29 protein-coding genes and 1 pseudogene are annotated in these 24,726 nt (G+C 72.5%); 16 read left to right on the forward strand and 14 right to left on the reverse strand.

The window, feature by feature from the left end:
- Positions 1-41: 41 nt before the first annotated feature.
- Positions 42-635, forward strand: coding sequence for a dihydrofolate reductase family protein (locus tag DFP74_RS13835; protein WP_121182079.1), 594 nt, complete (start codon positions 42-44; stop codon positions 633-635).
- A 95-nt stretch (positions 636-730) separates the two neighbouring features.
- On the opposite strand, the gene DFP74_RS13840 is transcribed toward DFP74_RS13835, so the two are convergent.
- The 3 genes from DFP74_RS13840 to DFP74_RS13850 are packed head-to-tail and all read right to left on the reverse strand — an operon-like array spanning position 731 to position 4,376.
- Positions 731-1,765 (reverse strand): NAD(P)/FAD-dependent oxidoreductase, encoded by a 1,035-nt coding sequence (locus DFP74_RS13840; RefSeq protein WP_121182080.1) that lies wholly within the window; start codon positions 1,763-1,765, stop codon positions 731-733.
- Positions 1,747-3,006 carry an MFS transporter gene (locus tag DFP74_RS13845; protein ID WP_121182081.1) on the reverse strand — a complete coding sequence of 420 codons (1,260 nt, stop codon included), beginning with the start codon at positions 3,004-3,006 and terminating at the stop codon, positions 1,747-1,749. Before DFP74_RS13845 ends, DFP74_RS13840 begins: the two co-directional genes overlap by 19 nt.
- Positions 3,003-4,376, reverse strand: coding sequence for an FAD-dependent oxidoreductase (locus tag DFP74_RS13850; protein WP_121182082.1), 1,374 nt, complete (start codon positions 4,374-4,376; stop codon positions 3,003-3,005). Before DFP74_RS13850 ends, DFP74_RS13845 begins: the two co-directional genes overlap by 4 nt.
- 93 nt (positions 4,377-4,469) lie before the next feature.
- Here DFP74_RS13850 and DFP74_RS13855 point away from each other — a divergent pair, with 93 nt between their 5' ends.
- Positions 4,470-5,402: a metalloregulator ArsR/SmtB family transcription factor gene (locus tag DFP74_RS13855; RefSeq protein WP_121182083.1), complete on the forward strand. Its 933-nt coding sequence runs from the start codon at positions 4,470-4,472 to the stop codon at positions 5,400-5,402.
- Positions 5,403-5,497: 95 nt separating this feature from the next.
- Here the strand turns inward: DFP74_RS13855 and DFP74_RS13860 are convergent, their stop codons facing one another.
- The gene (locus DFP74_RS13860; RefSeq protein ID WP_233570973.1) at positions 5,498-6,460 is read right to left on the reverse strand and encodes a YafY family protein; all 963 of its coding nucleotides are present in this window, start codon (positions 6,458-6,460) and stop codon (positions 5,498-5,500) included.
- A gap of 75 nt (positions 6,461-6,535) precedes the next feature.
- Here DFP74_RS13860 and DFP74_RS13865 point away from each other — a divergent pair, with 75 nt between their 5' ends.
- The gene (locus tag DFP74_RS13865) at positions 6,536-8,941 is read left to right on the forward strand and encodes an excinuclease ABC subunit UvrA (RefSeq protein WP_199725641.1); all 2,406 of its coding nucleotides are present in this window, start codon (positions 6,536-6,538) and stop codon (positions 8,939-8,941) included.
- On the opposite strand, the gene DFP74_RS13870 is transcribed toward DFP74_RS13865, so the two are convergent.
- Positions 8,871-9,203, reverse strand: a complete 333-nt coding sequence (locus tag DFP74_RS13870; RefSeq protein WP_121182085.1) for a pyrophosphatase — start codon at positions 9,201-9,203, stop codon at positions 8,871-8,873. The two genes, DFP74_RS13865 and DFP74_RS13870, sit on opposite strands and share 71 nt — an antisense overlap.
- Before the next feature lie 166 nt (positions 9,204-9,369).
- Here DFP74_RS13870 and DFP74_RS13875 point away from each other — a divergent pair, with 166 nt between their 5' ends.
- From DFP74_RS13875 to DFP74_RS13890, 4 genes are all read left to right on the forward strand, one after another.
- Positions 9,370-9,876: a flavoprotein gene (locus DFP74_RS13875; RefSeq protein WP_121182086.1), complete on the forward strand. Its 507-nt coding sequence runs from the start codon at positions 9,370-9,372 to the stop codon at positions 9,874-9,876.
- Positions 9,877-9,890: 14 nt separating this feature from the next.
- The gene (locus tag DFP74_RS13880) at positions 9,891-11,075 is read left to right on the forward strand and encodes a helix-turn-helix domain-containing protein (protein ID WP_121182087.1); all 1,185 of its coding nucleotides are present in this window, start codon (positions 9,891-9,893) and stop codon (positions 11,073-11,075) included.
- Between the two features lie 101 nt (positions 11,076-11,176).
- Entirely contained in the window at positions 11,177-11,494 is a 318-nt protein-coding gene (locus tag DFP74_RS13885) for a hypothetical protein (RefSeq protein WP_121182088.1), read from the forward strand.
- Positions 11,495-11,653: 159 nt separating this feature from the next.
- Positions 11,654-12,718 (forward strand): NAD(P)/FAD-dependent oxidoreductase, encoded by a 1,065-nt coding sequence (locus tag DFP74_RS13890; RefSeq protein WP_121182089.1) that lies wholly within the window; start codon positions 11,654-11,656, stop codon positions 12,716-12,718.
- A 9-nt stretch (positions 12,719-12,727) separates the two neighbouring features.
- On the opposite strand, the gene DFP74_RS13895 is transcribed toward DFP74_RS13890, so the two are convergent.
- On the reverse strand, positions 12,728-13,399 hold the full coding sequence (locus DFP74_RS13895; protein ID WP_233570974.1) for a Crp/Fnr family transcriptional regulator: 672 nt from the start codon (positions 13,397-13,399) through the stop codon (positions 12,728-12,730).
- A 67-nt stretch (positions 13,400-13,466) separates the two neighbouring features.
- Between DFP74_RS13895 and DFP74_RS13900 the strand changes: the two genes are divergently transcribed.
- Positions 13,467-13,793: a hypothetical protein gene (locus DFP74_RS13900; protein ID WP_121182091.1), complete on the forward strand. Its 327-nt coding sequence runs from the start codon at positions 13,467-13,469 to the stop codon at positions 13,791-13,793.
- Positions 13,794-13,881: 88 nt separating this feature from the next.
- Here DFP74_RS13900 and DFP74_RS13905 read toward each other — a convergent pair whose 3' ends face one another.
- Positions 13,882-14,061 (reverse strand): DUF1918 domain-containing protein, encoded by a 180-nt coding sequence (locus tag DFP74_RS13905; protein WP_121182092.1) that lies wholly within the window; start codon positions 14,059-14,061, stop codon positions 13,882-13,884.
- A 306-nt stretch (positions 14,062-14,367) separates the two neighbouring features.
- Here DFP74_RS13905 and DFP74_RS13910 point away from each other — a divergent pair, with 306 nt between their 5' ends.
- Entirely contained in the window at positions 14,368-15,108 is a 741-nt protein-coding gene (locus tag DFP74_RS13910; RefSeq protein ID WP_121182093.1) for an AAA family ATPase, read from the forward strand.
- Positions 15,109-15,188: 80 nt separating this feature from the next.
- Here the strand turns inward: DFP74_RS13910 and DFP74_RS13915 are convergent, their stop codons facing one another.
- Positions 15,189-16,184 (reverse strand): GlxA family transcriptional regulator, encoded by a 996-nt coding sequence (locus tag DFP74_RS13915; protein ID WP_121182094.1) that lies wholly within the window; start codon positions 16,182-16,184, stop codon positions 15,189-15,191.
- Between the two features lie 153 nt (positions 16,185-16,337).
- Here DFP74_RS13915 and DFP74_RS13920 point away from each other — a divergent pair, with 153 nt between their 5' ends.
- A complete protein-coding gene (locus tag DFP74_RS13920) occupies positions 16,338-16,928 on the forward strand; it encodes a cysteine hydrolase family protein (RefSeq protein WP_121182095.1) in 591 nt (196 codons plus the stop codon).
- A 58-nt stretch (positions 16,929-16,986) separates the two neighbouring features.
- Here DFP74_RS13920 and DFP74_RS13925 read toward each other — a convergent pair whose 3' ends face one another.
- Both DFP74_RS13925 and DFP74_RS13930 read right to left on the reverse strand, forming a co-directional pair.
- The gene (locus tag DFP74_RS13925) at positions 16,987-17,415 is read right to left on the reverse strand and encodes a PPOX class F420-dependent oxidoreductase (RefSeq protein WP_121182096.1); all 429 of its coding nucleotides are present in this window, start codon (positions 17,413-17,415) and stop codon (positions 16,987-16,989) included.
- On the reverse strand, positions 17,412-18,314 hold the full coding sequence (locus DFP74_RS13930; protein ID WP_121182097.1) for an NAD(P)-dependent oxidoreductase: 903 nt from the start codon (positions 18,312-18,314) through the stop codon (positions 17,412-17,414). Before DFP74_RS13930 ends, DFP74_RS13925 begins: the two co-directional genes overlap by 4 nt.
- Before the next feature lie 59 nt (positions 18,315-18,373).
- Between DFP74_RS13930 and DFP74_RS13935 the strand changes: the two genes are divergently transcribed.
- A complete protein-coding gene (locus tag DFP74_RS13935) occupies positions 18,374-18,823 on the forward strand; it encodes a MerR family transcriptional regulator (protein ID WP_121182098.1) in 450 nt (149 codons plus the stop codon).
- Positions 18,824-18,970: 147 nt separating this feature from the next.
- Here DFP74_RS13935 and DFP74_RS13940 read toward each other — a convergent pair whose 3' ends face one another.
- Positions 18,971-19,336 (reverse strand): helix-turn-helix domain-containing protein, encoded by a 366-nt coding sequence (locus tag DFP74_RS13940; protein ID WP_121182099.1) that lies wholly within the window; start codon positions 19,334-19,336, stop codon positions 18,971-18,973.
- 67 nt (positions 19,337-19,403) lie between these two features.
- Here DFP74_RS13940 and DFP74_RS13945 point away from each other — a divergent pair, with 67 nt between their 5' ends.
- From DFP74_RS13945 to DFP74_RS13955, 3 genes and pseudogenes are all read left to right on the forward strand, one after another.
- Positions 19,404-19,964: a carboxymuconolactone decarboxylase family protein gene (locus DFP74_RS13945; RefSeq protein WP_121182100.1), complete on the forward strand. Its 561-nt coding sequence runs from the start codon at positions 19,404-19,406 to the stop codon at positions 19,962-19,964.
- Positions 19,965-20,176: 212 nt separating this feature from the next.
- A pseudogene (locus tag DFP74_RS13950) lies at positions 20,177-20,335 on the forward strand (TrkH family potassium uptake protein); the annotation flags it as partial.
- Positions 20,336-20,470: 135 nt separating this feature from the next.
- Positions 20,471-21,319: an NAD(P)H-binding protein gene (locus DFP74_RS13955; protein WP_121182101.1), complete on the forward strand. Its 849-nt coding sequence runs from the start codon at positions 20,471-20,473 to the stop codon at positions 21,317-21,319.
- 207 nt (positions 21,320-21,526) lie between these two features.
- On the opposite strand, the gene DFP74_RS13960 is transcribed toward DFP74_RS13955, so the two are convergent.
- The 3 genes from DFP74_RS13960 to DFP74_RS13970 are packed head-to-tail and all read right to left on the reverse strand — an operon-like array spanning position 21,527 to position 23,488.
- Positions 21,527-22,489 (reverse strand): AraC family transcriptional regulator, encoded by a 963-nt coding sequence (locus tag DFP74_RS13960; RefSeq protein WP_121182102.1) that lies wholly within the window; start codon positions 22,487-22,489, stop codon positions 21,527-21,529.
- Between the two features lie 4 nt (positions 22,490-22,493).
- Positions 22,494-22,682, reverse strand: coding sequence for a DUF397 domain-containing protein (locus DFP74_RS13965; RefSeq protein ID WP_121182103.1), 189 nt, complete (start codon positions 22,680-22,682; stop codon positions 22,494-22,496).
- A gap of 2 nt (positions 22,683-22,684) precedes the next feature.
- A complete protein-coding gene (locus DFP74_RS13970) occupies positions 22,685-23,488 on the reverse strand; it encodes a helix-turn-helix transcriptional regulator (protein WP_121182104.1) in 804 nt (267 codons plus the stop codon).
- A 192-nt stretch (positions 23,489-23,680) separates the two neighbouring features.
- On the opposite strand from DFP74_RS13970, the gene DFP74_RS13975 reads away from it, so the two are divergent.
- Together DFP74_RS13975 and DFP74_RS13980 are read left to right on the forward strand one after the other, a co-directional pair.
- Entirely contained in the window at positions 23,681-24,208 is a 528-nt protein-coding gene (locus DFP74_RS13975) for an ATP-binding protein (protein WP_121182105.1), read from the forward strand.
- Positions 24,209-24,282: 74 nt separating this feature from the next.
- Entirely contained in the window at positions 24,283-24,516 is a 234-nt protein-coding gene (locus DFP74_RS13980; protein WP_370013372.1) for a BldC family transcriptional regulator, read from the forward strand.
- The last annotated feature ends 210 nt before the right edge of the window (positions 24,517-24,726 follow it).

Below are 24,726 nucleotides of genomic sequence, written 5' to 3' on the forward strand. Positions count from 1 at the left end.
GTCTACCACCGCGGAAGCAGACGGTCTGAGGGAGTGGCTCCATGGGACAGCTGGTCGCGGTCGAGTTCGTGTCGTTGGACGGAGTGATGCAGTCGGTGCTCTCCGAAGGCGAGGACCGGGACGGCGGGTTCGATGAGGGAGGCTGGGTGCTCCCCTACGTCGACGAGGTCGTGGAGCGGTTCATGAGCGAGGCCACGGCCGGGGCCGGCGCGCTGCTCCTCGGCCGCAGGACGTACGAGATCTTCGCGGCCACGTGGCCGTACGGCGACATGGACGATCCCGCCGTGGCCGCGATGAACGCGATGCCCAAGTACGTCGCCTCCCGCACCCTGGAGGACCTTCCCTGGGCCGGCTCCGTCCTCCTCGGCGCCGACCTGGTGGAGGAGGTCGGTCGCGCCAAGGCCGCTTCGGAGGCGGAGACCGTGGTCCTGGGCAGCGCGGACCTGCTCCGGACTCTGGTCGAGCACGACCTCGTCGACGAGTACCGCCTGCTGGTCTTCCCGCTCGTCCTGGGCAAGGGCAAGAAGCTCTTCGCGGACGGCGGTACTCCGCGCCGCCTGACCCTGACCGCGACGCGGTCGACCCCGTCCGGCGTGCTGATCAACACGTACCGCCCCGCGGAGAGAGCGCTCTGAGCGCAAGGGCCGGAGGTTCTCCCGACGGGGGTGAGGGGCGGCCGCCCCGGCGGAAGCGGAAGCGGACGCGGGCGCCTTTCCTCGGCCGTCACGTCCTACAGGATCCGGCGCAGGACGTGGCGGGCGTCGCGGCCTACGCCGCGCAGGGTCGCCGAGGAGAAGCTGCGCTGGAACTCCAGCCCCACGAACCCCAACCCGGGCACGGAAGCGGAGACGCCGCGCGACTGGAGGGGGCGGCCGTCGCCGTCCAGGGCGCCGGTGCCGTCGAGGTAGCCCAGCGCGGGCCGGAACCCCGTGGCCAGCACGAGCGCGTCCACGTCCTCCTTGGTGCCGTCCGCCCACTCGACGCCGTGCTCGGTCAGGTTCGTGAACATCTCGCGCCGGTCCGGGTCGCCCGAGTCGAAGGCGGCGCGGTAGCGGCCGTCGTCCCTGACCAGCACCGGCCCCCGCTCCCAGTACCGGCGGATCGGGGCCGTGTCCAGCCCGCTGCGGACGAACCACCAGTGCAGGTCGCGGCCGAGTAGTCGCTGTCCCATCCAGGCGATCGGTGCCCGGCTGGCCAGGGTCACCCGCGCGGTCGCGGCCAGTTCGGCGGCGATCTGCACGGCGGAGTTGCCGCCGCCGACCACCACCACGCGCCGGCCGGCAAACGACTCGGGTGATCGGTACTCGCTGCTGTGCAGCACGGTGCCGGAGAACTCGTCCAGGCCGGGCAGGGCGGGCCGGTGCGGACGGGAGAACTCTCCGGTAGCGGCCACCAACGCGGGTGTGCGGAACCGCGCTCCGGTGGCGGTGGTGACGGTGAGGTGACCGCCGCTGCGGCCCACTCCGGTGACACGCTGCCCATAGCGCGTGTCGGCGTCCAGGTCCCGGGCGTAGGCGCGCAGGTAGGACACGACCTCGTCGCGCCGCGGGTAGCGGTCGCCGTCCCCGGGCATCGGGCGACCGGGCAGACCGGAGAACCGGGCGGGAGAGAACAGAGTCAGGCTGTCGTAGTGGTGCGGCCAGGAGCCGCCCGCGTCGTCGGCGGCCTCCAGGACGAGGGGGCGCACGCCGCGCCGGGCGGCCTCGTGCGCGGTGGCCAGACCGGCCTGTCCGGCGCCGACCACGATCAGGGGTGTGTGTTCCATGGGTGTTCGTCCTTGTCGGGAGTTGGTTCGGTACGGGTCGCCAGGGCGAGCAGCGCCCCGAGCGCGGCGAGTGCGGCCATCAGCGCGAACACCGCCGGATATCCGCCCAGTGGCCCGGCCAGGGCGGCGCCGGCCCAGGGGGCGAGCGCGATGGCGAGCATGAGCGGGGTGTGCAGGAGGCCGTTGAGCGTGGCGTAGTCCCCGGTGCCCCACCGGTCGGCCACGGCCGTGGCGTGGAGCAGGGTGAGGACGCCGCGCGCGGCCCCCGCGAGCAGCGCGATCCCGAGCAGCAGCGCGAGCGGGCCGGGGACGAGGGCGAACAGGGCGGTGGTGGCGGCGCAGGCCAGGAGGACGAGCACGGTCCGCGGCACGGGGGCGAGCCACCGCTCCGCCGGGGCGTAGGCGAGGCGGCCCAGCACCTGGCCGAGGCCGCCGATCCCGAGGGCCCACGCGGCGGCCGTCGTCCCGAATCCGCGCTCCTCCACCAGGGGCACGAGGTTGACCACCACCGCGTACACCGTGAACGACCCCAGGGCCAGCGCCGCGGCCAGGGCCAGGAACGCGGGTTCCCGGGCCGCCGCTGGGAGTCGCCTGGCGCCGCCGGTGTCCCGGCCGCGCGCTGCCCGGTCCCACGGCGGGGTCAGGGCGAGAGCGTGCAGGGGCACGACCACCACCGCGAGCACGCCCGCGAGGACGAGGTAGGCGCCCCGCCAGCCCAGTGATGCCTCCAGAACGGCCGTGAGCGGCGCGAAGACCGTGCTGGCGAACCCGGCGGCCAGAGTCAGGACCGTGAGCGCCCGCACCCGCCCCTCCCCGTACCAGCGGGTCAGAGCGGCGAAGGCCGGAGGGTAGAACAGGCCCGCCATCGCCGCCCCGCAGACGAGCCAGGCCGTGCCGAAGGCCCACAGGTTCGGTGCCAGGGCGAGTGCCGCCACCGCCGGCACCGACAGGACGGCCGCCGCCGTCATCACCGGCCGCGGCCCTCGGGCATCGATCCACCGGCCCACGGCGATCCCGCTGAGCCCCGCCACCACCTGCGCGGCGGAGAAAGCGGCGGTGACCGCCGCCAGCGACCATCCGGTGTCCGCCGCGATGGCCGGGGCGAGCACCGGGAAGGCGTAGAACAGCACGCCGTAGCCGGTCGTGACGGTGACGCAGAGCGCGGCCAGGGCCCGCCCCGCCCCGGGGGCCCGCCGGGGCTCGCGCGTGGGAGCCCCGGCGGGGGAGGCGGGGCGGTTCACGGGGTGAGCAGGGAACCGGACGGCGTGACCAGGTCGACGGTGGCGGGCTCGGGCGCCCCGCAGCAGCCGCCCTCGTCGACGGCCTCCGCCGCGTCGTCCGGATCGGTCAGCCCGTTGCCCTTGCAGACCCCGGTCTCGGGCAGGGTCAGCTCCACCCGGGCGGCGGACTCGTGGTCCCCGTCCAGCGCGGCGGCGATGCTGCGCACCTGCTCGTATCCGGTGAGCGAGAGGAACGTGGGCGCGCGGCCGTAGGACTTCATCCCGGCCAGGTAGAACCCGGACTCCGGCTGGGCCAGCTCGGCCGCGCCGTGGGGGTAGACGGTGCCACAGGAGTGGACGTTGGGGTCGATGAGCGGGGCCAGCGCCACCGGCGCCTGGAGGGTGGCGTCCAGGCCGAGTCGGATCTCGGAGAGGAAGGACAGGTCGGGACGGAAGCCGGTGAGGGCGACCACTTCGTCGACCGGCGCCAGGGCGCGGCCGTCGCCGGCACCGCCGTCATCGTCGACCAGGACCAGGGACTCGCCCTCCGCGCGGACCTCGGTCGTGCGAAAGCCCGTCACCGTCTCGATGTACCCGGCCTCCACCGCCTTCCTGGCCCGCGTGCCCAGCGCGCCGCGGGCGGCGAGCTGGTCGTCGGAGCCGCCGCCGAAGGCGTCGCCGGTCTCGCCCCGGCGCAGCACCCACACGATGCGGGTGTCGGGGTCGTCCGCGGCGAGTCCGGCCAGCGCCACCAGGGCGGTGAGCGCGGAGTGGCCGCTGCCGACCACGGCCGTGCGGCGCCCGGCGTAGCGGACCCGGACGGCGGGGTCGGCGGTGTCGGGGACGCGGTAGGACAGGCGGCCGGCCGACGCGGCTCCGCTCTCGCCGAGGGCGGGCAGGCCGTCGCCGCCCAGCGGGTTGGGGGAGTCCCACGTGCCGGAGGCGTCGACCACGGCGCGCGCCAGGAGGCGCTCCTCGCCCCGCTCTGTGCGGACCCGGACGGTGAAGGGCAGGTCGTCGCGGTCGGTGTCCACGACCCGGTCGCGGCCCAGGCGGCTGACCCCGGTGACCTCGGCGCCGTAGCGGACCCGCTCGCCGAGGACGGCGGACAGCGGGGCCAGATAGGCCTCGACCCACTCGCGGCCGGTGGGGTAGGCGTCGTCGTCGCCGCGCCGCCAGCCGGTGGCGGACAGCAGCTTCTCCGCGGCCGGGGCGACGAGGTCGCGCCAGGAGGAGAACAGGCGGACGTGGCCCCACTCGGCGACTGCGGCGCCGGCGGCGGGGCCCCGCTCCAGGACCTGGACGGGCAGGCCGCGCTGGACCAGTTCGGCCGCGGCGGCCAGCCCCGCGGGTCCGGCACCGATCACGACGACGGGGAGTACCTCGTTCATGACGCTTCCTTTCATCGACTGGCGTCTATGAATAAGGACTCTATAGACGAACGTCGATGGACGCAACCATAGATCATGGTCGATACTGGGGGTATGACCGTCACGCACGAACACACCATGGGGCTGCTGCCGACCGAGGACGCCGAGACCTACGCCGCCTGGTTCGCGTGCCTGGCCGAGCCCACACGGGTCCGCCTGCTGCACGCCATCGCCTCCTATCCGGGCGCCATGAGCGTGGGGCAGCTGGCCGAGGCCGTGGGCGTGCGGCAGCCCACCGTCTCCCACCACCTGCGCAAACTCGCCGAAGTGGGCTTCGTGACCACCTCCCGCGTCGGCACCTCCACCCGGGTCGCGGTCAACGCCGACTGCTGCACCGGCCTGCCGCACGCCGCCGACGCGGTGATGGGCATGCTCGCGGCGCGCCCCTGCTGCCCCACCGAGGTGCCCGAGGACGTCACCGTGCGCGCCCTGACCGACGCCGACCTGTCGGCCGTGCGCCGCCTCCACGCCGCCGGAACCGCGGCCGGGGACGTCCTCGCCGAGGAGGGCGACGCGGCCGGTGCAACCGACTCCGGCGTGAAAGCCGACCTGGACACCGACTGGCTCGACGGGCACGCGTGGGTGGCCGAGCGCGACGGAACGGTCATCGGATGGGCCGCCGCCTGGCCGGTGTCCCGGCTCAGCGCCTACGCGGGCGTGGCCGAGACGCGGATCCACGTGGCGGAGGGCGAGCGCGGCCGGGGCGTCGGCAAGGCGCTGGCCCGCACGCAGGTCGTCGAGGCCGACCTCGCCGGACTGTGGACCCTCCAGGCCTCGGTCCTGCCCGAGGACAAGGCGGCCCTCGCCCTGCTGCACGCGTCGGGCTACCGGACCCTGGCCGTTCGCGAGCGGCTCGTCCGGCACCGGGGCGAGTGGCGGGACGTCGTCCTCCTCGAACGCCGGCGCGACGACACCGTGGACCCCGGCGCGGTGGGCGTCCAGGACCTGCCCGACCCCGTCCTGCGGCCCCGCGCCGACGGCGCCTAGGCCGTGTTTTTCTGCAGGCTTTCGGGTGAGCCCGGAATGCTGCAAAAAACACGGCCTAGGTCTTGCGGGGCAGGGCGTTGTCGGCGCTGGTCGTGTTACCCCGACACGGCTTCGGTGGCCCGCAGCAGGCGTTGTCCGGTGCGCGCGAGGTAGTCCCGGAACTCGGCGGGCCCCTCGACTCTGAAGTCGATGTCGGTGACGGTCAGAACGACGGCGAGCCACTCGAAGGAATCGACGTAGGCGACATACCGGCAGCTGTGTTCGTCGAGGGATGCGAGGGACCCGTCGACACGGTGAAGGCGGGCCGCGGCGTCGCGCACGTCGGTGTGCAGGGTGAGGACGACCCGCGTCGTCCTCGGGCCGTGGAACCGCGCTTGGAGATGCCCCGCGAGGTCGTCGCCGGGAAGGGGGCGTGGCCGGAACGTCGCACCGGTCGTTCGCGGGTCGGCGATGCGGTCGAGCCGGAAGCTGCGCCAGTCCTCGCGGTCGCCGTCCCACGCGTAGAGGTACCAGCGTTGGCGGATCTGCACGAGCCGTATCGGCTCGACCGTCCGGAACGACCGCCCTCCCTTCCCGTCGTAGTCGAAGGCGAGACACCGATGGGCCGCGATCGCGGAGGCGACGACGCTCAGGACGGTGGGGCTGGTCGGGGGATGCTCACTGCGACCGAACTCCACCGCGGCGAGCGTTTCGTCGGTCCTGCGGCGCAGGGAGGCGGGAAGAATGCGGCGGAGCTTCGCCTCGGCACGTTCGGCGGATTCCGCCGTGAGGTCGATGCCGGTCGCTCCGGCGGCCGCGAGGCGTAGCCCGAGGACGGTGGCGATCGCTTCGTCGCCTTCGAGCAGGAGGGGCGGCAGCGCGGCGCCGGCCACGAGGCGGTAGTGGCCTCCTGGTCCGCGGGTGCCCTCCACGGGGTACCCCATCTTGCGCAGGTGGTCGATGTCGCGTCGAAGCGTGCGGGAGGGCGCTCCCACCGCCGCGGCCAGTTCGTCCGCGGGCCAGTGCCGACCGGATCGCAGCAGGGACAGCAGCCGGAGCATCCGTTCTCTCGCCGTCACGGTGAATCCTCGATCCCGTCCGCCCTCGAATAATTGTGGCAAAAAACCGGCCACATCTGATCGTAGCCTGACGACATGCCACAGGATCAGGAGATGATGACCGACCGTGGTCGGTGGATCACGGTGGAAGGCGCCCGGACCCACAACCTCCGGGACGTGTCGGTCCGCGTTCCCAAGCACCGGCTGACGGTGTTCACCGGCGTCTCGGGGTCAGGGAAGTCGTCGCTGGCGTTCGACACGATCGCGGCCGAGGCCGAGCGCCTGGTCACCGGGACCTATCCCACGTTCGTGCGGAACCGGCTCGCGCAGCATCCACCCGCGGACGTCGACCGGCTCGACGGGCTGGTCTTCACCACGATCGTGGATCAGCGGCGCTTCACCGGGAACGCCCGGTCCACGGTGGGCACGGCGAGCGACACCGCGTCGCTGCTGCGCCTGCTGTTCTCCCGCGTAGCGAGCCCGCCCGCCGGGTACTCGCCGGCGTACTCGTTCAACGACCCCAGCGGGATGTGCCCGCGCTGCGAGGGGCTCGGCGTCGTCGACGACATCGATCTCGACACCCTGCTCGACCGGTCACGAAGCCTGCGCGAGGGTGCGGTCCGGTTTCCCACCTTCGCCCCGGGCACCTACCGATGGAAGCGCCTCATCCGCGCCGGACTCGTCGACCCCGACATCCCCTTCGGGCGGCTCCCCGCTGCGCAGGCCGACGCACTGCTCTACGCCGAAGGGCTCCGACTCGAGAACCCCGACCCGGAATACCCCCGACACGGCGTCTTCGACGGCGTCATCCCGCGGCTGCGGAACTCGTACCTGCGCAGGACGCCGTCGCGCCTCACCGACGAGGAGCAGCGGGGGCTCGCCCGAGTCGTCACTCGCGGTACCTGCCCGGACTGCGCCGGCACCCGCCTCAACGCGTCGGCGAGGAACAGCCTGATCGACGGCCGATCCATCGCGGACTGGTCGGCCATGCCCATCAGCGATCTGCGTGGGATCGTGGCGGCCGTGCACGACCCGTCCGTGACGCCGCTCCTCCAGGCGATGCGGGAACGCCTCGACGCACTGGACGCCGTCGGGCTCGGCTACCTCAGCCTGTCCCGGGAATCGGGGACCCTGTCCGGCGGCGAGGCCCAACGGGTCAAGATCGTCCGCCACCTCGGCAGCGCCCTCAGCGACGTCTGCTACGTCTTCGACGAGCCCAGCACCGGACTGCACCCGCACGACGTGCATCGCCTCCTCGGACTGCTGACGAAGCTCCGCGACGCGCACAACACGATCCTCGTGGTCGAACACCATCCCGCGGTCATCGCGGCCGCCGACCACGTCATCGACCTCGGACCCGGCGGCGGCTCAGGCGGCGGCGTCATCCAGTTCGAAGGAGGGCCCGACGAACTCACGGCGACCGACACCGAGACGGGCCGCGCCCTCCGCACCCCGGTGCGTTTCAAGGAGCGGCCCCGTCCGGCTCGGGGGACCGTCACGATCGCCGGCGCCGGCACTCACAACCTGCGTGACGTCACCGTCGATGTACCGCTCGGCGTCCTCACCGTCGTCTCCGGCGTCGCCGGTTCCGGCAAGAGCACACTGATCGCCGACGAGCTGCCCCGCCGGCATCCCGACTTCGTCGTCGTCGACCAGGCACCGCTCCGCGGCGGCATCCGCTCCACCCCCGCCACCGTGCTCGGCGTCGCCGAACCCATCCGGGACGTCTTCGGCAAGGCCACGGGGCTGCACCCCTCCTGGTTCAGCGCCAACGGCCGCGGAGCGTGCCCCGTCTGCAAGGGAAGAGGTGTCATCGTCACCGACCTGGCCTTCCTCGATGACGTCCAGACCGACTGTGACGCCTGCGGAGGCACCCGGTTCGGCCCGACGGCAATCGCCGCCACCCACCACGGCCGCACCATCGCCGACCTGCTGGCGATGAACCCGGCGCGCGCGGCCGACCTGCTCGCCGAACACTCCCGCGTCGCGCGCCGACTGCGGTGGCTGGACCGGGTCGGACTCGGCTACCTGTCGATCGGGCAAGGCCTCGACACCCTCTCCGGCGGAGAACGCCAACGGCTCCTCCTCGCCCGCCACCTCGCCGACACCGACGCCTCCGACGACCTGCGCGTCGTCCTCGACGAACCCACTGCCGGGCTCCATGGAAGCGACGTCGACCGGCTCCTCGCGCTCTGCGACGATCTCGTGGACTCCGGAGCGACGCTCATCCTCATCGAGCACGACCAGCGCGTGATCGCTCACGCCGACCATGTCATCGATATCGGGCCCGGCGCCGGCTTCGACGGCGGCACCATCGTCTTCCAGGGCACACCGGCCGACCTCGCAGCGGACCCCGTGTCGATCACCGGCCGACACCTGCGGGAGGCCGCCTCCACCGCCGTGGCGACCACGGCCGATCGCCGAAACGCCATCACACCGGACCCCGTCCGCCAGGGCCGGCGCCCCAGCGGTCCAGCCACTTCGCGCGCACCTCGGCGGTGAGGTCGACGCCGTGGTGGTCCGCCAACAGGAGCACGTGGCAGAACACGTCCGCCGGCTCCGCCCCGAACCGGGCGGACCTCTCCCGGTCGTCGAGCCCCTTGGCGCGCCCCCGGCCGTCCAGGGCGAGATAGGCCTGGGTGAGCTCGCCCATCTCCTCGTGGAGCTTGAGGACGAACCAGTCGGCGTCCCGTTCGATGCCGAAGCGCGTCGCGTACCCGCGCGACACCCGCTCCACCTCGGCGCTCAGGTCGTTCACGTCCACGGGGGCCTCGCTCTCCAGGGGGTCGCACCATCATGCCCGGGCGCCGTCCGCGGCGGGCCCGAATCGGAGACGGAGCAGCTTCGTCCCAGGTCAGAGGTATGGGCCTGTCCCAGTGGACTCTCCAGAAGCACACCGCACACCGGACATCCGGGGCTACACTCGCGGCATGGCGAAAACCCTCTATCTCGTCATGTCCGGTGCGCCCGCTCCTGAGGGCCTTCCCGCGCTCGTCCGACTGTTCCAGGCCGATGACTGGACCGTGCGGTGCCTGTCCACCCCCACTGGGCAGCGCTTCCACGACGCCGACGAGCTGGCGGCCCTGACGGGTGAACCGGTGCGTGCCGAGTACAGACGCCCAGGGACCGGCAGACCCTTACCCCCGGCGGACCTCGTGGTCGCCTGCCCGCTCACCTTCAACTCCACGAACAAGTTCGCCGACGGCCACGCCGACAACTTCGCGCTCGGACTGCTCTGCGAGATGGTCGGCTACGGGGTCCCCACCGTCGTGGTCCCCCACTGCAAACCCCAGCTCGCGAGCCACCCGGCCTTCGCACGCTCCCTCGGTACCCTCCGCTCCCTGCCCTCGGTCACGGTCCTCTACGACCACCAGGCGCCCTACGAGTCCCGCATGCCCACCTGGGAGCGGGTCCTGTCCACCGTTCGCACCAGCTAGACGGGAGGCCCGGTGTGGACGCTGCCGCCAGGGGCCAGACCATCCGCCGCAACCGCACCCGGCGCGGCTACTCACAGGCCGTCCTCGCCGGGCTGGTGGGCCGCTCCGAGTCCTGGCTCTCACAGGTGGAGCGCGGCATCCTCAGCGTCGACTCCCACGACGTCCTGACCCGGCTCGCCGACGTCCTGCGGATCCCCCTCACCGAACTGGCCGGCACCGACCACCACGTCCCCGCGCCCCGCTACACGGCGGCGGTGGAGATCGAGCACGCGATGATGCGCTACTCCGAGGTCCGCGACGGGCCCGTCGACCTCGCCCGCCTGCGCGCCGAGGCGCACCGCACGCACGCCGCCTACCAGGCGACCCGCTACGGCGAGGTCGGCCGCCGGCTGCCGCGGCTGATCCTGGACGTGGAGACCGCCGCCCACCGGCGCGGCGCCGACCGCCCGGCGGTGTGCTCGGTGCGCGCGATGGTCTACAACACCACCGCGGCCGTGCTCCGCCGGGTGGGACAGAAGGATCTCGCCTGGCAGGCGGCCGACCGGGCGAGGTCGGCCGCCGAGTGGGCGGACCAGCCCCTGCTCTCGGCGGTCGGCGCCTACCGGCTCGCCTACGTGTTCGTCTCCCGGGGCCGGCCCGGAGCCGCCGCCGAACTGGCCATGGCGGCCGCGGCCGACATGGAACGGCGGATGCGCCCGGGGACCGCCGAGGAGCTGAGCGTGTACGGCGGGCTCCACCTGGCCGCGGCGACCGCCGCCGCGGCCGAGTTCGACAAGGCGGCGGTGCCCCGGCTGCTGCGCCAGGCCCAGCGCGCGGCCGACCGCCTGGGCCGCGACATGAACCTGCACGGGACCGCGTTCGGGCCGACCAACGTGGCCATCCACACAATCTCGACCCGGGCCAAGGTGGGCGACGCGCGGGCGGCGGTGGCCGCGGCGGAGGCGCTGGACGTGGACTCGCTCCCGGAGGGGCTGGTCGGCCGCCGCGCCCAGGTGTGCCTGGACGTGGCCCGCGCCTACACCCAGACCCGTCAGGACGCGGCGGCGGTGAACACCCTGCTGGACGCCGAGCGGATCGCGCCGGAGCTGGTCCGGCACGACCCCTCGACCGGGCGTGTGCTCCAGGAACTGATGCGGCGGGAGCACCGGCCGTCGACGCCGGAGCTGCGCCCGCTCGCCCAACGTGCCGGGGTGGTCTGACTCCGCAGGATCCTGCGGGTCTTTTACCTTCACTCCACTGTGTGTCACAGGTGGTGACCCATCGTAGCGTCGAGCAGACCACGCGAGCCGCGGGAGGCTGCATGACGGACGACCCCTCCGATCACGGGGTGACGCTCGACGAGCTGGCGCGACTGCTGAGCCCGCGTTCGACACCCGACCGGAGCCCGTCCGACGGGGGACGCCTGCCGAGGAGGGGGAGCGCGGAGTACCCCACCTCGGACGCGCTCTACGACGCCCTGTCCGAGATGCTGCGGGTGCGCCCGCGCAACGCGGGTGAGGCCCACCGGGTGATCCGCGAGGCCGACCGGCTGTTGACGGCGCTGGACCTGCACATCAAGAACGGAGGGCCGCTGCCCTCCCCCTGGCGCCACGGCCGGGGCGCCCCGCGCACGCGCTGACCGCCGCCTCGGGCCGGCCGCTTCGGCCGCACCGCCCCGGCAGCACCGCCCCGGCCCCCGCGTCGGGCCCGCCGCGTCGGCCCCACCGCGGGGGACGGCGCCCGGGCGTGCGTTGGTACCTTCCTTCCGGCATCCCCGACCCGAAGGAAGAGGCTCCCCATGTCCGAGGCACCCGTGGTCGTCATCGGTGCCGGTGAGGCCGGTCTGGCCACCGTTCAGGCCGCCAACGGCCACCGGGTCCGCCCGCTGGTCCTGGAGGCCTCGGGCGAGGCGGGCGGCTCGTGGCCGCACTACTACGAGAGCCTCACCCTGTTCTCGCCCTCCCCGTACGCCTCCCTGCCGGGCCACGCGATGCCCGGAGGCGGCGCGACCTACCCCCACCGGGACGAGGTCGCGGCCTACCTGCGCGACTACGCCGAGCGCCTGGACGCCGACTTCCGCTTCGGACAGAAGGTGACACGCGTCGAACGCGACGGCGGCGGCTTCACCGTCACCACGGCCGACGGCACGCGGCACGGCGCCCGCGCGCTCGTCGCGGCCTCGGGGACCTTCACCCGTCCGCACCGGCCGCGGCTGCCGGGACTGGACGGGTTCACCGGCACGGTGCTCCACTCGTCCGAGTACCGGACCCCCGAGCCGTTCCGCGGGCAGCGGATCGTGGTCGTGGGAGCGGGCAACTCCGGTGTGGAGATCGCGGTCGAGCTGGCGCGGGTGGCCCGGGTGAGCCTCGCCAGCCGTGCGCCGATCGCCTGGGTGGACCAGCGTCCCCTGGGCCGTGACGTCCACTGGTGGGGAGCCGTCACCGGGGTGGACTCCGCCCCGGTGGGCCGGCTGTGGGAGCGGGTGCGCACGCCCGTCATCGACGACGGCCGGTTCCGCGCGGCGTTCGCCACCGGGAGCCCGGATCGCCGACCGCTCTTCGCCCGCCTCAGCGGACGCCGGGTCGAGTGGGCCGACGGCACCACGGAGGAGGTCGACACGGTGCTGCTGGCCACCGGGTACCGGCCCGCGCTGGACTTCCTGGACGGTACCGGGGCCCTGGACGAGGCCGGCCGCCCCCTGCACTCCGGCGGGGTCTCCACCACCGTCCCGGGTCTGGGGTACGTCGGGCTGGAGTTCCAGCGCAGCTACTCCTCGGCCAGCTTGCGCGGCGTCGGCCGCGACGCCCACCGCGTCGTGCGCGGCGTGCTCACCGCGCGCCGCGCGGAGAGCGGTGGCCGGTGAACCGCGCGGTCAGTCGGCCCTTCGAGCGAGTCCGTAGCGGTCGAGGATGTCCACGGCGCCGTAGCGCAGCCGGATCAGACCGAGCCGCTCGAACTCCTTGAGCACCTTGTTCAGGGAGGGGCGACAGACACCGAGCATCTCCGACAGCGTCCGCTGCGGAACCTCGACCGCTCCGGCATGGGACTCGTCGAGGAGGAGCCGAGCGCTCTGCTGACTCAGTGAGCGGCTGAGCATGCCCACGATGCGGTCGTAGGACAGCGACAGGCGCTCGGCCATGCCCGACATCCACAGCCTCGCGATCACGGGGTGCTTCGCCAGGAGCCCGTCGAAGGCGTCCGCCGTCAGGGTCAGGCACTCCGAACTCTCCAGTGCCCGCGCGCGGTACGTGAAGGGGACCCGCAACAGCACCTGGATGTCACCGTCGATGCCACCCGCTCGGAGGATCTGCAGGATCACGGGTCGCTCCTGCCCCTTGACGGCCAGTTCGAGCCGCCCTGAGCGAACGATCCACACCCCCGCGTCCTGGGCGCCCTCCCCGAAGGCGAGATCGCCGCGTTGGAGTGACCGGGACTCCAGACATGAGGCCAGTGCGACGAGTTCCCTGTGCCCCGGCCGTGCGGATCCCCGGTTCCCCAGGCAGGAGAGGGTCCACTCCGCCCACCGGAGGCGTTCCGACTCCATGACCCCGAGACCGGCCCGAGGAGGGGCGACCCGTGGCATGTCGGCGTGTTCTGCTCGTGCTCCCTGCATGTTCTCCAGTGACTCCTCAACCGAACTCACGTGGGGTTTCGGGGAGCGGGCGCTGCGGGCGGACGCGCCCGATCGGACGGCATCGGTCGGCCGGACCGCACGGGTCGGTCCCCTCGTCCTGGACAGTGCGTTGTTCTCGTCCACGTCCTGGTCGCTCGTTCCTCGTCTGCGCCTGTTCGTCAGGCGCGTCGACGTCAGCCAACCCCTTCGTCTTCGTGAAATCCACTTCGGCGCGAAAGAACGGCGGATCTTCGACGACTTTCTGGAGTGGAGGGTGAGCGCCGAATGCGCGGGGGACGATATCGGTCGTTCGGCCGCGAAATGAGCGGAAGTCGCCCTTCGGGATCGGGATCGGGGGTGTGAAAAGGGGTGCCCGACGACAGAGTCGGGCGCCCCCCGAAGCATGCGGCTGCCTAGAGCTTCTGCTGGATCTGGTGACTGAGGACGTTGATGGACTGCTGGTCCTCGTCGTCGGTGATCGTGAACTGCGCGCCGTTGCCCTTGCCCCGCACCGCCTGGATGCTGCCGGTGCGGACCTCGTCGTCGTGACGGCTGCTGCGGAACTCCACGCGGTCGCCCTGCTTGAACGTCATTTCGATGTGCTCCGTTCTCGCGAACTTCTCAGATCGGCGCTCCGCCACGGATCCGGGCGGGATCGCACGCCGATGAAATCGGAAAGTATCAAGATGACTTCGCTGGGGGAGGGGTGCGGCGGGCCGACTGTCGAGCCTTGACAGTTTCCGTCATGCCGATGCCGATGCCGATGCCGATGCCGAGACGGGCCCCGCACACCGGGCGGCACACCGACGGCAGGGGTGACGCCGAGGCCGGGGTTCGGCCGGCGATGTCCGACCCGTGGGGTAGCTTCACGCGCGTCCACCGACGGAGAGGGAGGCGGCGTGTTCGTCGAAGGCATCGACATCCCCGAGGGTCGCGAACCCGCGGACCCGACCGAGTGGCCCTACTCCGTCCCGGCCGTGGGCCGACTGCTCTCCGAGCCGTTGGAGTTCCGCGCCCCCGTCACCTTCCTGGTGGGCGAGAACGGTTCGGGCAAGTCCACCCTCGTCGAGGGGATCGCCGAGGCCTACGGGTTGGACGCGCGCGGCGGTCGGGCCGGCCGCAAGTACGCCAACAACCGCCCCAAGGGCGATCTGGGACAGCGTCTGCGCCTGGACCTGTCCCAGCGCGCCGCCCGGCAGCGTCAGCGCGGACGCCGGTCCCAGACCGGTTTCTTCCTTCGCGCCGAGACGACCTTCGGGCTCGCCGAGGCGGTCTCGGGGCTGCACGGTTACTGGGAGGAGGACCTGGCCGAGCACAGCCACGGCGAGGGCTTCCTGATCATCCTCCAGAGCATGTTCGACAAGCCGGGCCTCTACCTGATGGACGAACCCGAGGCGGCGCTCAGCTTCATGTCGTGCCTGCGCCTGGTCGGGCTCGTGCACGACCTGGCCGAGTCCGGATCCCAGATCATCTGTGCCACGCACAGTCCGCTCCTGGCGGCGATACCGGGTGCCGACGTCATCGAGGTGGGCGACCACGGCGCCCGCCGGGTGCGGTGGGAGAAGCTGGACATGGTCGACCACTGGCGGCGCTACCTGTCCGACCCCGGCACGTACCTGCGCCACATCATCGACTCCTGACCCACTCGTGCCACCCGCGCTACCCCCAGGCCCGCCCCGAGGGCCTGTGCCCCGCGCGCACGCTGTGGGCCGCTCCGGGCTCACTCCCCGACGGCGTTGCGGAACCTGTTCCGGTACTCCGTGGGGGTCGTGTTCAGGGTGCGGCGGAACGCGCGGATGAGCGTGTCGGTCGTGCCGAATCCGCAGCCGGAGGCGACGCGTTCGAGGGTCGCGTCGGTGGACTCCAACCGGTGGCGTGCGGCCTCCACCCGGGCCGACTCGACGTAGGCGGCCGGGGTCGTGCCGAGCTCGGTCTTGAAGATCCGGGTCAGCTGCCGCTCGCTCACGTGGGCGACGGCGGCGAGGTCGGCGACCGTGAGCGGCTCGGTGAGGTGGCGGGTGACGTGGTGGCGGAGCTCCTCCACGCGCCGGGTCGTCGAAGCGGGTTCGAGCGGGACGCTGAACTGGCTCTGCCCGCCCGGCCGCTTCAGGTACATCACCAGTTGCCGGGCGACGCGCAGCGCGGTGGGCTCGCCGAAATCGTCCGCCACCAGGGCGAGCGAGAGGTCGAGGCACGAGCTGATGCCCGCGCCGGTCCACACGGCGCCGTCGCGGATGAACACCGGGTCGGCGTCGACCTCGACCGCGGGGTACCGCTCGGCGAGCTGGCGCGCGGTCGACCAGTGGGTCGTGGCGCGCTTGCCGTCCAGCAGCCCGGCCTCGGCGAGCACGTGCGCCCCCACGCAGACGGAGGCCAGGCGCCGGGTCCGGGCCGCCAGGGTCTTCACCCACGCGACCACCGTCGGATCGGTGACCGCGTGCACGCGGTGCCGGTCGTCGACCTCGACGGCGCCGGGCACCACCAGGGTGTCGATGCCGCGGCCCGAGACCTCCTCGAACGTGGCGTCGGGCAGCACCCGCACCCCCGCCGACGTGGTGACCGGGTCCATGGTCTCGGCGGCCAGCACCACCTCGTACCCGGCCTCCTCGCCCATCTCGCGCCGCACCAGGGCGAACACCTCCGGCGGCCCGGTGACGTCGAGCAGGTCGACGTCCTCGAAGAGGACGATGACCACGAGTCGCCTGGTCGGGCTCATCGTGTTCCCCGTTCGGTCGGCGGCCCGCCAGGACGGACGGGATGTCGGTATCTGCATGTTAGACGACATTGCCGACATGACCAGGGCACCGTAGCGTTCGAAGTGCGGTCGCGGTGATCGCGACCCCATGACGATCCTGAGGAGGGCCCACCCATGGCCTCGACGACCCTGCGCGACATCACCGGCCTCGACCAGACCCCCGCGTCGCTCGCCGACGCGACCCTGATCCTGGTCGACTACCAGAACACCTACACGACCGGTGTGCTGGAGCTCGACGGATGGGACGCCGCGCTCGACGCCGCCGCCGACGTGCTGGCCCGCGCCCGCGAGGCCGGCGCGACGGTCGTCCACGTGCAGCACGACGGCGGCGAGGGCACCCCGTACGACGTCCGCGCGGAGATCGGTCGGATCCACCCCCGGGTGGCCCCGGTCGAGGGGGAGACCGTGGTGGTCAAGACCGCTCCCAACTCGTTCGTCGGCACGGACCTGGGCGAGCACGTGGACGCCGCCGGTCACAAGGACGTCGTCGTCATCGGCTTCATGACGCACATGTGCGTCACCTTCACCTCGGAGGGCGCGTTCCTGCGCGGCAACCGGCCCACGGTCGTCGCCGACGCCTGCGCGACCCGCCCGCTCCAGGCCCTGGGCACCGACGTTCCGGCGGACCAGCTCCACCGCGGCGCGCTCGCGACGATCTCCGACATCTACGGCGTGGTGGTCCCCTCCGCCGCCGACCTGCGCTGACCGCCGTCGCCGATCCCGGGCGCCGGACGCAGGCGCAGGCGGCTGGGGGAGGAGCGGGTCATGCGATGCTGTCGCCGTAGACATGGCCGATGTGGAGCTCGATGAGGACTCGCCGGTCGGCGACCATCACCTGGCGGTACTCGTCCCAGTCCGGGTGCTCGCCCGCCGCGGTGCGGTAGTAGTCGACCAGTGCCTCGACAGCGGGATCGTCGGGCGCGGTGCCTGGGCCGTGCAGCGTGGCGACGCCTTCGGCGGTGGCCCAGGCCAGCCCGTCCCCGCTGGTGACCTCGAGCGCGGCACGCGGGTCTCTGCGCAGGTTGTGGGTCTTGGCGAGCCCGTCCCGGGTGGAGATCAGGATGACGTCGCGGGCCCTGTCGTAGCTGGGTTGGACCGGGGAGAGCTGTGGCCTGCCGTCGGACCTGAGTGTGGCGAGTACGCCGATCGATCCGGCGGCCAGCAGCTCCCGAAGGTCGTGGTCCCGGCTCATTCCGGGCTCCGGAACCGGCTGATCATCGCGGCGTAGCCCGACTGGCCGAGCCCTTCGGCGACAGCGCGGTCGGCGACCGCCTTGATCTGGCGCGGCAGCTCGGTGCTGACTCCTTGGGCGGCGCTCTCGTCGATGAGATGAGCCATGGCGGCCAGGTGGGTGGCGATCGTCGCGTCGTCCCCCGGGAAGACGCCCGCGTCGATCTGCTCGGCGTAGCCGGCGAGCCATCCGGTGGTGGTGGAGATGCCGCCTTCCAGGACGGGAGTGAGTGCGGTCGCGGAGACGCCGGCCGACTGGAGGAGTGCGCCGGCGTGCAGGAAGGCGTTCAGGATGTTCCACATCATGGTCAGCACGGCGACGTCGTGGAGCGCGGCGAGGCCGGGGCGTTCGCCGAGGAACGTGGGGGCGGCCAGCCTTCGCAGCACGCGCTCGTGCCGGTCGAAGGCGTCCTTGTCGCCGGAGTAGAGGATGGCGGCCTCATCGGTGCCGATGCCGTCGGGGGCGGCCAGGACCGCCCCGTCGAGATAGGCGATCCCGTGCTGGGCGGCCCAGGCGGAGATGTCGTCGGCCTCGCTCGACGACCCGGACGTCAGGTTGACGAGCGTGCGTCCCCGCAGCTCGGCGGCGCGTGGTTCGACGAGCTCACGGACGGCGTTGTTGTCGGTGATGCAGACGATGACGAGGGAGCCGGCCGCGATCGCTTCGCCGGCCGAGCCCGCCCGGCGGGCACCGCGGCCGATCAGGTCCGCGCCCTTGTCGGCAGAGCGGTTCCACACCGTCGTCGGGTGCCCCGTGGCCAGGAGCGTGCCGGCCAGGGCGTGTCCCATCAGCCCGAGGCCGAGAAGGGTCACCGATGCGGGCTCATCGGATCGTGCGTGATCGTGTTCTGAACTGGTCATGCCGATATCCTCAACGTTGATACCGGTATGAAGGTCAAGAGGCGCCGGGAGGTCTCTGCATGCTGATCGGTGAGTTGAGCCGACGGACCGACGTGCCGGCGCATCAACTGCGCTACTACGAAGCCCAGGGGCTGCTGGCTCCGGAACGATCCGCCAACGGATACCGGGACTACGGGGAAGAGTCGGTGACGACGGTCACCCAGATCCGCAAGCTGCTGGAGGCCGGGCTCTCGACCGAGGACATCGCCTTCCTGCAACCCTGCGTCCAGGGTGTGGCGCCGGACCTCGAACCGTGTGCGGAGCTCCTGACCGCACTCCGCCGGCGCCGGAGCAGGCTCGACCGCCAGATCGACACCTTGAGCCGGTCCCGAGAAGCGCTCGACGCCTACATCCAGGTCACCGAACAGAACACCGACCCGCTCGTCTCGTCGACGTGCGCCACCGACCCGCTGGCATCATCGACGTGCGCCACCGACCCGCTCGTCTCGTCGACGTGCGCCACCGGGTGATCCCTGCTCCAACGCCACGCGCGGAGTAACTTCAGCGCCACACTAGGAGCCAGGGGGACGCGACCCGCCTCCGTATCGTGATCCCCACGTCGACGACGCCCGGGCCCGCGATGGCCGGCCATCTCGCGGGCGCCGGTTCGGCCGCGGTCATGTGGAGCCCTCGGACCCTCCGGTCGTGCTGTGGCCCGTCTCCTCCGCCCATCGTCGACTCCAGGCGTTCAGCGGGCTCAGCGCCTCGACGAGGTCCCGCCCGAGCGGGGTGGGGTGGTAGCTGTCCGCCCGCAGGGTGACCAGGCAGGTGGCGGTCAGCTCGTTGAGCCTGGTGGTAAGCACGCTGGAGGATATGCGCTCGCATCGGCGCTGTAGTTCCCGGAAGCCGGCCGGGGTTCGGCTCGGTTCCCACAGGACGCGCAGCGTCCAGCGTCGTCCGAGCAGGTCGAGTGCGGCCATGACCGGCCGACCCGACTCGGACCCCCGTACCGGCATACCCGGCCGTGGCGCCCTGGCTTCCATGTTCGCTCCTTGCGCTTCGGTTATCGAAGCATCATAGTGGTTCGAAAACCGAAGCAGGAGGCACGCCATGCCGCGCATCGAACCACTCGCTCCCCCGTACCCCGCCGCCGTCGACCAGGCGCTCCGCCGGTGGATGCCGCCCCACGTGCCCTACGAGCCGCTCGCGCTGTTCCGCGTGCTGCACCGCAACCCGGAACTGGCCTCGCGCATGTTCTCCCTGGGCGCCGGGCTGCTGGGCCATGGGCTCCTCTCGGACCTCGACCGCGAGATCGTCATCGCCCGCGTGACCGCGCGCGCCGGCTGTGCGTACGAATGGGGCGTGCACGCCGCGACCCTCGCCCGGCAGGCCGGACTCAGCCCGGAACAGCTCCGCGCGACCACCGAGACCGATGCGGCGGGCGGTGCCGCGTGGTCGCCGCGCCAGGCGGCGCTGCTCGACGCGGTCGACGAACTGCACGACACGGCCCATCTCTCGCAGCCCGCCTGGGACGCCCTGCGCGTGCACTACGAGGACGCTGAGCTGCTCGAACTCCTCGTACTGATCGGCTGGTACCGGACCATCAGCTATCTGGCCAACGGGCTCCTCCTGGAGGAGGAGACCTGGGCCGCTCGATTCCCGACGCGGTGACCGCACCCCGCACGTGCCCGGCCGAGTTCCCGCCGAGGTCCGGCCGTGGCGGAGGTGCGCGGTGGTGTCCACTACGCTGCCGACCGAGAAGCCGAACCCCGAGGAGCGAACGTGGCGCGTATCGGCATCACCGGGCACTCGAACCTGTCCGCCGACAGTGTGCCGAGCGTGCGGCGCGCCCTGGCGGACGCGCTCGTCCCCGGGGATGACCCACCGGCATCACCGGTGAACTCCCGGTCGAGGGCGAGTGCATCATCATCTTCCTGATGTTCGTCGGCCGTATCGGCCCCATCACCCTGGCCTCGGCCTCGGCCCTGCGCCGACGCCCGCGCCGCTACGAACTGCCCCAGGAGCGCCCCATCGTCGGTTGACGCCCGTCCGGACACCCGAAGGGCCGACCCCGGGGCGGGCCTGAGCGCGGACGGGTGCCCGACGCGGACGCACACGTATGCGCCGCGGATCCCGACACATGGCCCCCGGGGCCGGCCGCGGACGAGGATGCGGGTATGGACAACGCACCAGTACTCGTCATCGGAGCGACCGGCAAGACCGGCCGCAAGGTCACCGCCCGGCTCCGGGAGCAGGGCATCGAGGTCAGGGCCGCGTCGCGGTCGGGTGAGACCCGGTTCGACTGGGCCGACCAGAGCACGTGGAAGCCGGCGCTGGAAGGCGTCGAGCGGATGTACGTCGTCCCCCTGGACGCTCCGCCCTCACGCACACCGGAGCTGGTCCAGGCGGCCGAGGCCGCGGGAGTGCGCCGTCTGGTGCTGCTGAGCGCACGCGGCGTGGACGTCCCCGACTACTTCGGCACCGACACCACCGCCAGCGGCCTGCACCTGGCGGGCGAGCGCGCGGTGCGGGAGTCCGGCCTGGAATGGACGATCCTGCGGCCGAGCTGGTTCGCCCAGAACTTCACCGAGGGGGACTTCCGGGACGCCATCGTGGCGGGTGAGCTGGCGCTGCCCGCCGGGGACGGCCGGGCGGCCTTCGTGGACACCGAGGACATCGCGGCCGTGGCGGTGGCCGCGCTCACCGAGGACGGCCACGCGGGACAGGTCTACGAGCTGACCGGTCCGCGTGCGGTCGGCCTGGTCGAGCTGCTGGACGAGATCGGCCGGGCCGCCGGGATCGGGACGCGCTACGTCCCCGTGGGCGAGACCGAGTTCCAGGAGGCGCTGGTCGCGGAGGGCGTCTCCCCGGCGGAGGCCAAGCTGTGGTCCGACGCCCTGCACGCGATCCGCACGAGTGGGGACGCGGTGGTCGCCGACGGTGTGCGCCGAGCCCTGGGCCGGGAGCCGCGCGACGTCGCCGACGTCGTCCGCGACGAGGCCGCCCGGGGCGCCTGGCAGGGGTGATCCGGTCGGTGCCCGGTGCCCGGTGCCCGGTGCCCGGTGCCCGGTGCCCGGTGCCCGGTGCCCGGTGCCCGGCGTTCGGGAACACGGGGTGCCGTGGCGTCGGCCCGCACCGCTTCCGGCCCGGTCGATCGGCTCGGTGCCCGTGGGGACGGGACACCGCGCAGGCCCGTACCGCTCTCGCCCGCACAGTTCTCGGCCCGGCCGGACTCACCCGGCCGGGCCCGCGACCTCCACCCGCGGGGCCCGGAGGTCGTCGGGCTCCACGGCGGTGAGCCCTCGACGGAAGGCGGTCGGGCTCACCCCGCGCACCCGCTTGAAGGCCGCGCTGAAGCCGAAGGCGTCGGCGTAGCCGACCCGCCGGGCGACGGCCGCGACGGTGAGCTCCGGCCGGGCGAGCAGGTCGGCGGCCAGGGTCATCCGCCACTCCGTGAGATAGGAGACCGGGCCCTCGCCGACCAGCTCGGTGAACCGCTTGGCCAGGGTCGTGCGCGAGACCCCCGCCCGGGCCGCCAGCGTCACCGTGGTCCAGGGCTCGGCCGGTTCCTCGTGCAGGGCCCGCAGGGCCGGGCCGACCACGTCGTCGCCCAGCGCCGCGTACCACCCGGGCCGCTCGGCCTCGGGCCGGTCGAACCAGTCGCGCAGCGAGCACACCAGCAGCCAGTCCAACAGCCGGTCCAGGACGATCTGGCGCCCCGGACCGGCGGTGGCGATCTGCGACTCCAGGTAGTCGCGCAACGGGGCGCAGTCGCCGTTGTCGGGGACCACTAGCACCGGTGGAAGGACGCGCAGGAGGTGGTGCGGGACCTCCGCGCGCACGTCATAGGAGCCCGCCAGCAGCACGGTGTCGCAGGCCAGCTCTCCGGGATCCCGGTGAGCGGACGGCGCGAACGCCCCGCCGCCGGCCTCCCGCGGCGGGACCGGCACGGGCGCGGTCGGATCGTCGGTGAAGGCGAACGGCTCCGGTCCGCGCACGATCGCCACCTCTCCCGTCGAGACCCGCCGGGGGGCTCCGGTCGACGGCACGATCCAGCCCTCGCCCCGCAGCAGCGTGCAGAGCGTGAGGTAGGGGGCGTCGGTGAACCGGAGTGACCAGGGCGGTCGCAGGACCGACTTCCCGAACACCGACCCGCGTCCCCGGACTCCGCTCAGCAGTGTGTCGACCACGTCCATGCCGTCACTGTAGGCGGGACCGTTTCCCGGCCAGCCCTCGGAGGAAGCCGCACCATTCGGCCGACGAGAACGACAGGTGGCCGGCCGCGCGGTGGCGGGTGTCGCGGACGTCCGCGCCGTCGGGTTTCTCCCGGATCTCGACACAGTCGTTGCTGCCACCGCTGTACGTCGACTTGTGCCATTCAGCAGACATCGCTATTCCATCCTCTTCATCTCTTCGTGGATCGCCAGCAGTGACGATTCCGGATCCAGAGCCACGCCCTGGAGGGCGGCGAACAGCATGCGACGTCGTGCCACGGATGTCGAATTCGTGAGAACGCGTCCCTCTTCCGCGCTTTCCACATAGGCGATGTCGGGGTCATCGCGCATGGTGAGAACTCGAAACGACCCGGAGTTTCCAGGATGCTTCGGATGGTCGGTCGGAACGACCTGGAGCGTGAGCCGTTCCCGTTCGGCCAGGGCGGCGATGTGCGCCAGTTGTTCACGCGTGGCGTGCGGACCACCGTATCTGCGGCTCAGCAACGACCGGTCGATGACCAGCCACAGCATCGGGTGCAGGGACTCGTCCATGTGGCGGGCGCGGTCCATGCGTTCGCGCACGCGTGCGGAGATCTCGTCCGGCGGAAGCCAGGGGAGCGCCGACCGGATGAGCGCGCGGGCGCAGCCCTCGGTCTGAAGATAACTCGGAAAGGCCAGTGCCTGGTATTCGTACACCGCTTCCGCTTCTTGTACGGCGGTGGCGATCTCGTCCAGCCAGGCCGGCCGTCTGCCGCCGGTGAGATCCTCCCATAAACGCTCCAGTTGACCGAATCCAATGGTCCCGTCCAACGCCGAACGCAACTGCGCCGAGGGGTTGGCCTTTCCTCGCTCGATGTCCGAGATCTGGGATTTACTGCTGTTGACGCGGCGTGCCAGTGCCGTCTGTGTCAGGGACACCTCGTTGCGGAGACGCTGCACTTCCCGCCCGTAGCGAAGGAGCGCTTGCTTGTGAGGGGGCATAGGTCTAGCACAGCACACGGCACCACTTCCGTGGAGCTATTCCGGAAGATTCCGGCGACTCCGGAAGGTATCCGAAGCGCTACCGAACGTCTTCCCCCGAGGTCGCCCCGGCGGGATCGTGGAGACCACGGGTGCGGACCCGATGTCCGCCGCCGTGCACAGTCGTGGCCCTGACGCCGACCGGGAGCAGCCGTGGACACTCGACCCGCCCTGTCCGTGACCATCAGCCTCGCCGAGGCCAGACTCCGGCGTCCGGGATCGTCCGGCGATCTCGAACCGGTCCTGCCCGAGGGCGGGCGGCCGATGGCCCTGGAGCTGACCGTGCCCGGGCTGCCGTCCCAGGCCCGGGCGGTCCGGCGCTACCTGCACGACCTCACCGCGGCACAGGCGGTGCCGGGCGAGCAGGCGGTGTGGCTGGGCTCCGAGTTGTTCGCGAACGCCGTGCTGCACAGCCGTAGCGGTGACCCGGGTGGGAAGGTCACGGTCGGTGTGTACGAGTGGCCCGACCGGATCCGGGTGCGGATCGTCGACGACGGCCCCCGGCCGGAGTCGCCCGGCGGTCCGCGCGTGCGGCCCCTCGACCTGGACGAGCCCGGCGGCCTCGGCCTGCGCGTGGTGTCGACCGAGGCCGCGCGCTGGGGTGTGGACCACCCCGCCGACGGTCGCACCGGCGTGTGGTTCGACCTCGACCTCCCCGGCCCGCCCCGCGTCGGCCGGTGACCGGTGCGCTCCCGAGCACCCGCGACATCCCAGGGGGACCCCGGCCCCCACCACCTCTAGGAAAGGACCCTCACGTGCTCCCGAACCCCGACTCTCCCGCGTACCACGGCTTCCCCATTGAGGACGAGGACGACCTGCTGACGTCGCCGGAGGTGGCCGCCCTCTTCCGGGTCGACGTCAAGACCGTCTCCAGGTGGGCGGTGCAGGGCCGTCTGCCCAGCTTCCGGACCCCCGGCGGACACCGCCGCTTCCCCTCGGGCGAGGTCCACGCCCTGCTCGCCCGCAGCCGCACCCCGGTCCGGGGCTGACCGGCTCCCTCGTGCGCCCGGTCGCGGAAAGCCGCCGACCGGGTGCCGGTCGCCCTGAACACCCGGCCGGGTATCGACCACCCCGGGGTACCCGGCCGGGCGATGGCCACGCCGGAACGCGCGGCCCGGCCTCCGCCGCCCGGACTGTTCGGCCGGGCGTCCGCCGCCCCGGCCCGTTCGGCGGGGCGCCGCGCGGAGCCCGCGCGGCCG

This window comes from Nocardiopsis sp. Huas11, assembly GCF_003634495.1.
Taxonomy (GTDB): domain Bacteria; phylum Actinomycetota; class Actinomycetes; order Streptosporangiales; family Streptosporangiaceae; genus Nocardiopsis.

Coding starts and splice junctions, on each gene's coding strand:
- DFP74_RS13835 (WP_121182079.1), top strand. CDS start 42: ATGGGACAGCTGGTCGCGGTCGAGTTCGTGTCGTTGGACGGAGTGATG.
- DFP74_RS13840 (WP_121182080.1), bottom strand. CDS start 1,765: ATGGAACACACACCCCTGATCGTGGTCGGCGCCGGACAGGCCGGTCTG.
- DFP74_RS13850 (WP_121182082.1), bottom strand. CDS start 4,376: ATGAACGAGGTACTCCCCGTCGTCGTGATCGGTGCCGGACCCGCGGGG.
- DFP74_RS13855 (WP_121182083.1), top strand. CDS start 4,470: ATGACCGTCACGCACGAACACACCATGGGGCTGCTGCCGACCGAGGAC.
- DFP74_RS13865 (WP_199725641.1), top strand. CDS start 6,536: ATGCCACAGGATCAGGAGATGATGACCGACCGTGGTCGGTGGATCACG.
- DFP74_RS13875 (WP_121182086.1), top strand. CDS start 9,370: ATGGCGAAAACCCTCTATCTCGTCATGTCCGGTGCGCCCGCTCCTGAG.
- DFP74_RS13885 (WP_121182088.1), top strand. CDS start 11,177: ATGACGGACGACCCCTCCGATCACGGGGTGACGCTCGACGAGCTGGCG.
- DFP74_RS13890 (WP_121182089.1), top strand. CDS start 11,654: ATGTCCGAGGCACCCGTGGTCGTCATCGGTGCCGGTGAGGCCGGTCTG.
- DFP74_RS13895 (WP_233570974.1), bottom strand. CDS start 13,399: ATGGAGTCGGAACGCCTCCGGTGGGCGGAGTGGACCCTCTCCTGCCTG.
- DFP74_RS13900 (WP_121182091.1), top strand. CDS start 13,467: ATGTTCTCCAGTGACTCCTCAACCGAACTCACGTGGGGTTTCGGGGAG.
- DFP74_RS13905 (WP_121182092.1), bottom strand. CDS start 14,061: ATGACGTTCAAGCAGGGCGACCGCGTGGAGTTCCGCAGCAGCCGTCAC.
- DFP74_RS13915 (WP_121182094.1), bottom strand. CDS start 16,184: ATGAGCCCGACCAGGCGACTCGTGGTCATCGTCCTCTTCGAGGACGTC.
- DFP74_RS13920 (WP_121182095.1), top strand. CDS start 16,338: ATGGCCTCGACGACCCTGCGCGACATCACCGGCCTCGACCAGACCCCC.
- DFP74_RS13925 (WP_121182096.1), bottom strand. CDS start 17,415: ATGAGCCGGGACCACGACCTTCGGGAGCTGCTGGCCGCCGGATCGATC.
- DFP74_RS13930 (WP_121182097.1), bottom strand. CDS start 18,314: ATGACCAGTTCAGAACACGATCACGCACGATCCGATGAGCCCGCATCG.
- DFP74_RS13935 (WP_121182098.1), top strand. CDS start 18,374: ATGCTGATCGGTGAGTTGAGCCGACGGACCGACGTGCCGGCGCATCAA.
- DFP74_RS13940 (WP_121182099.1), bottom strand. CDS start 19,336: ATGGAAGCCAGGGCGCCACGGCCGGGTATGCCGGTACGGGGGTCCGAG.
- DFP74_RS13945 (WP_121182100.1), top strand. CDS start 19,404: ATGCCGCGCATCGAACCACTCGCTCCCCCGTACCCCGCCGCCGTCGAC.
- DFP74_RS13955 (WP_121182101.1), top strand. CDS start 20,471: ATGGACAACGCACCAGTACTCGTCATCGGAGCGACCGGCAAGACCGGC.
- DFP74_RS13960 (WP_121182102.1), bottom strand. CDS start 22,489: ATGGACGTGGTCGACACACTGCTGAGCGGAGTCCGGGGACGCGGGTCG.
- DFP74_RS13965 (WP_121182103.1), bottom strand. CDS start 22,682: ATGTCTGCTGAATGGCACAAGTCGACGTACAGCGGTGGCAGCAACGAC.
- DFP74_RS13970 (WP_121182104.1), bottom strand. CDS start 23,488: ATGCCCCCTCACAAGCAAGCGCTCCTTCGCTACGGGCGGGAAGTGCAG.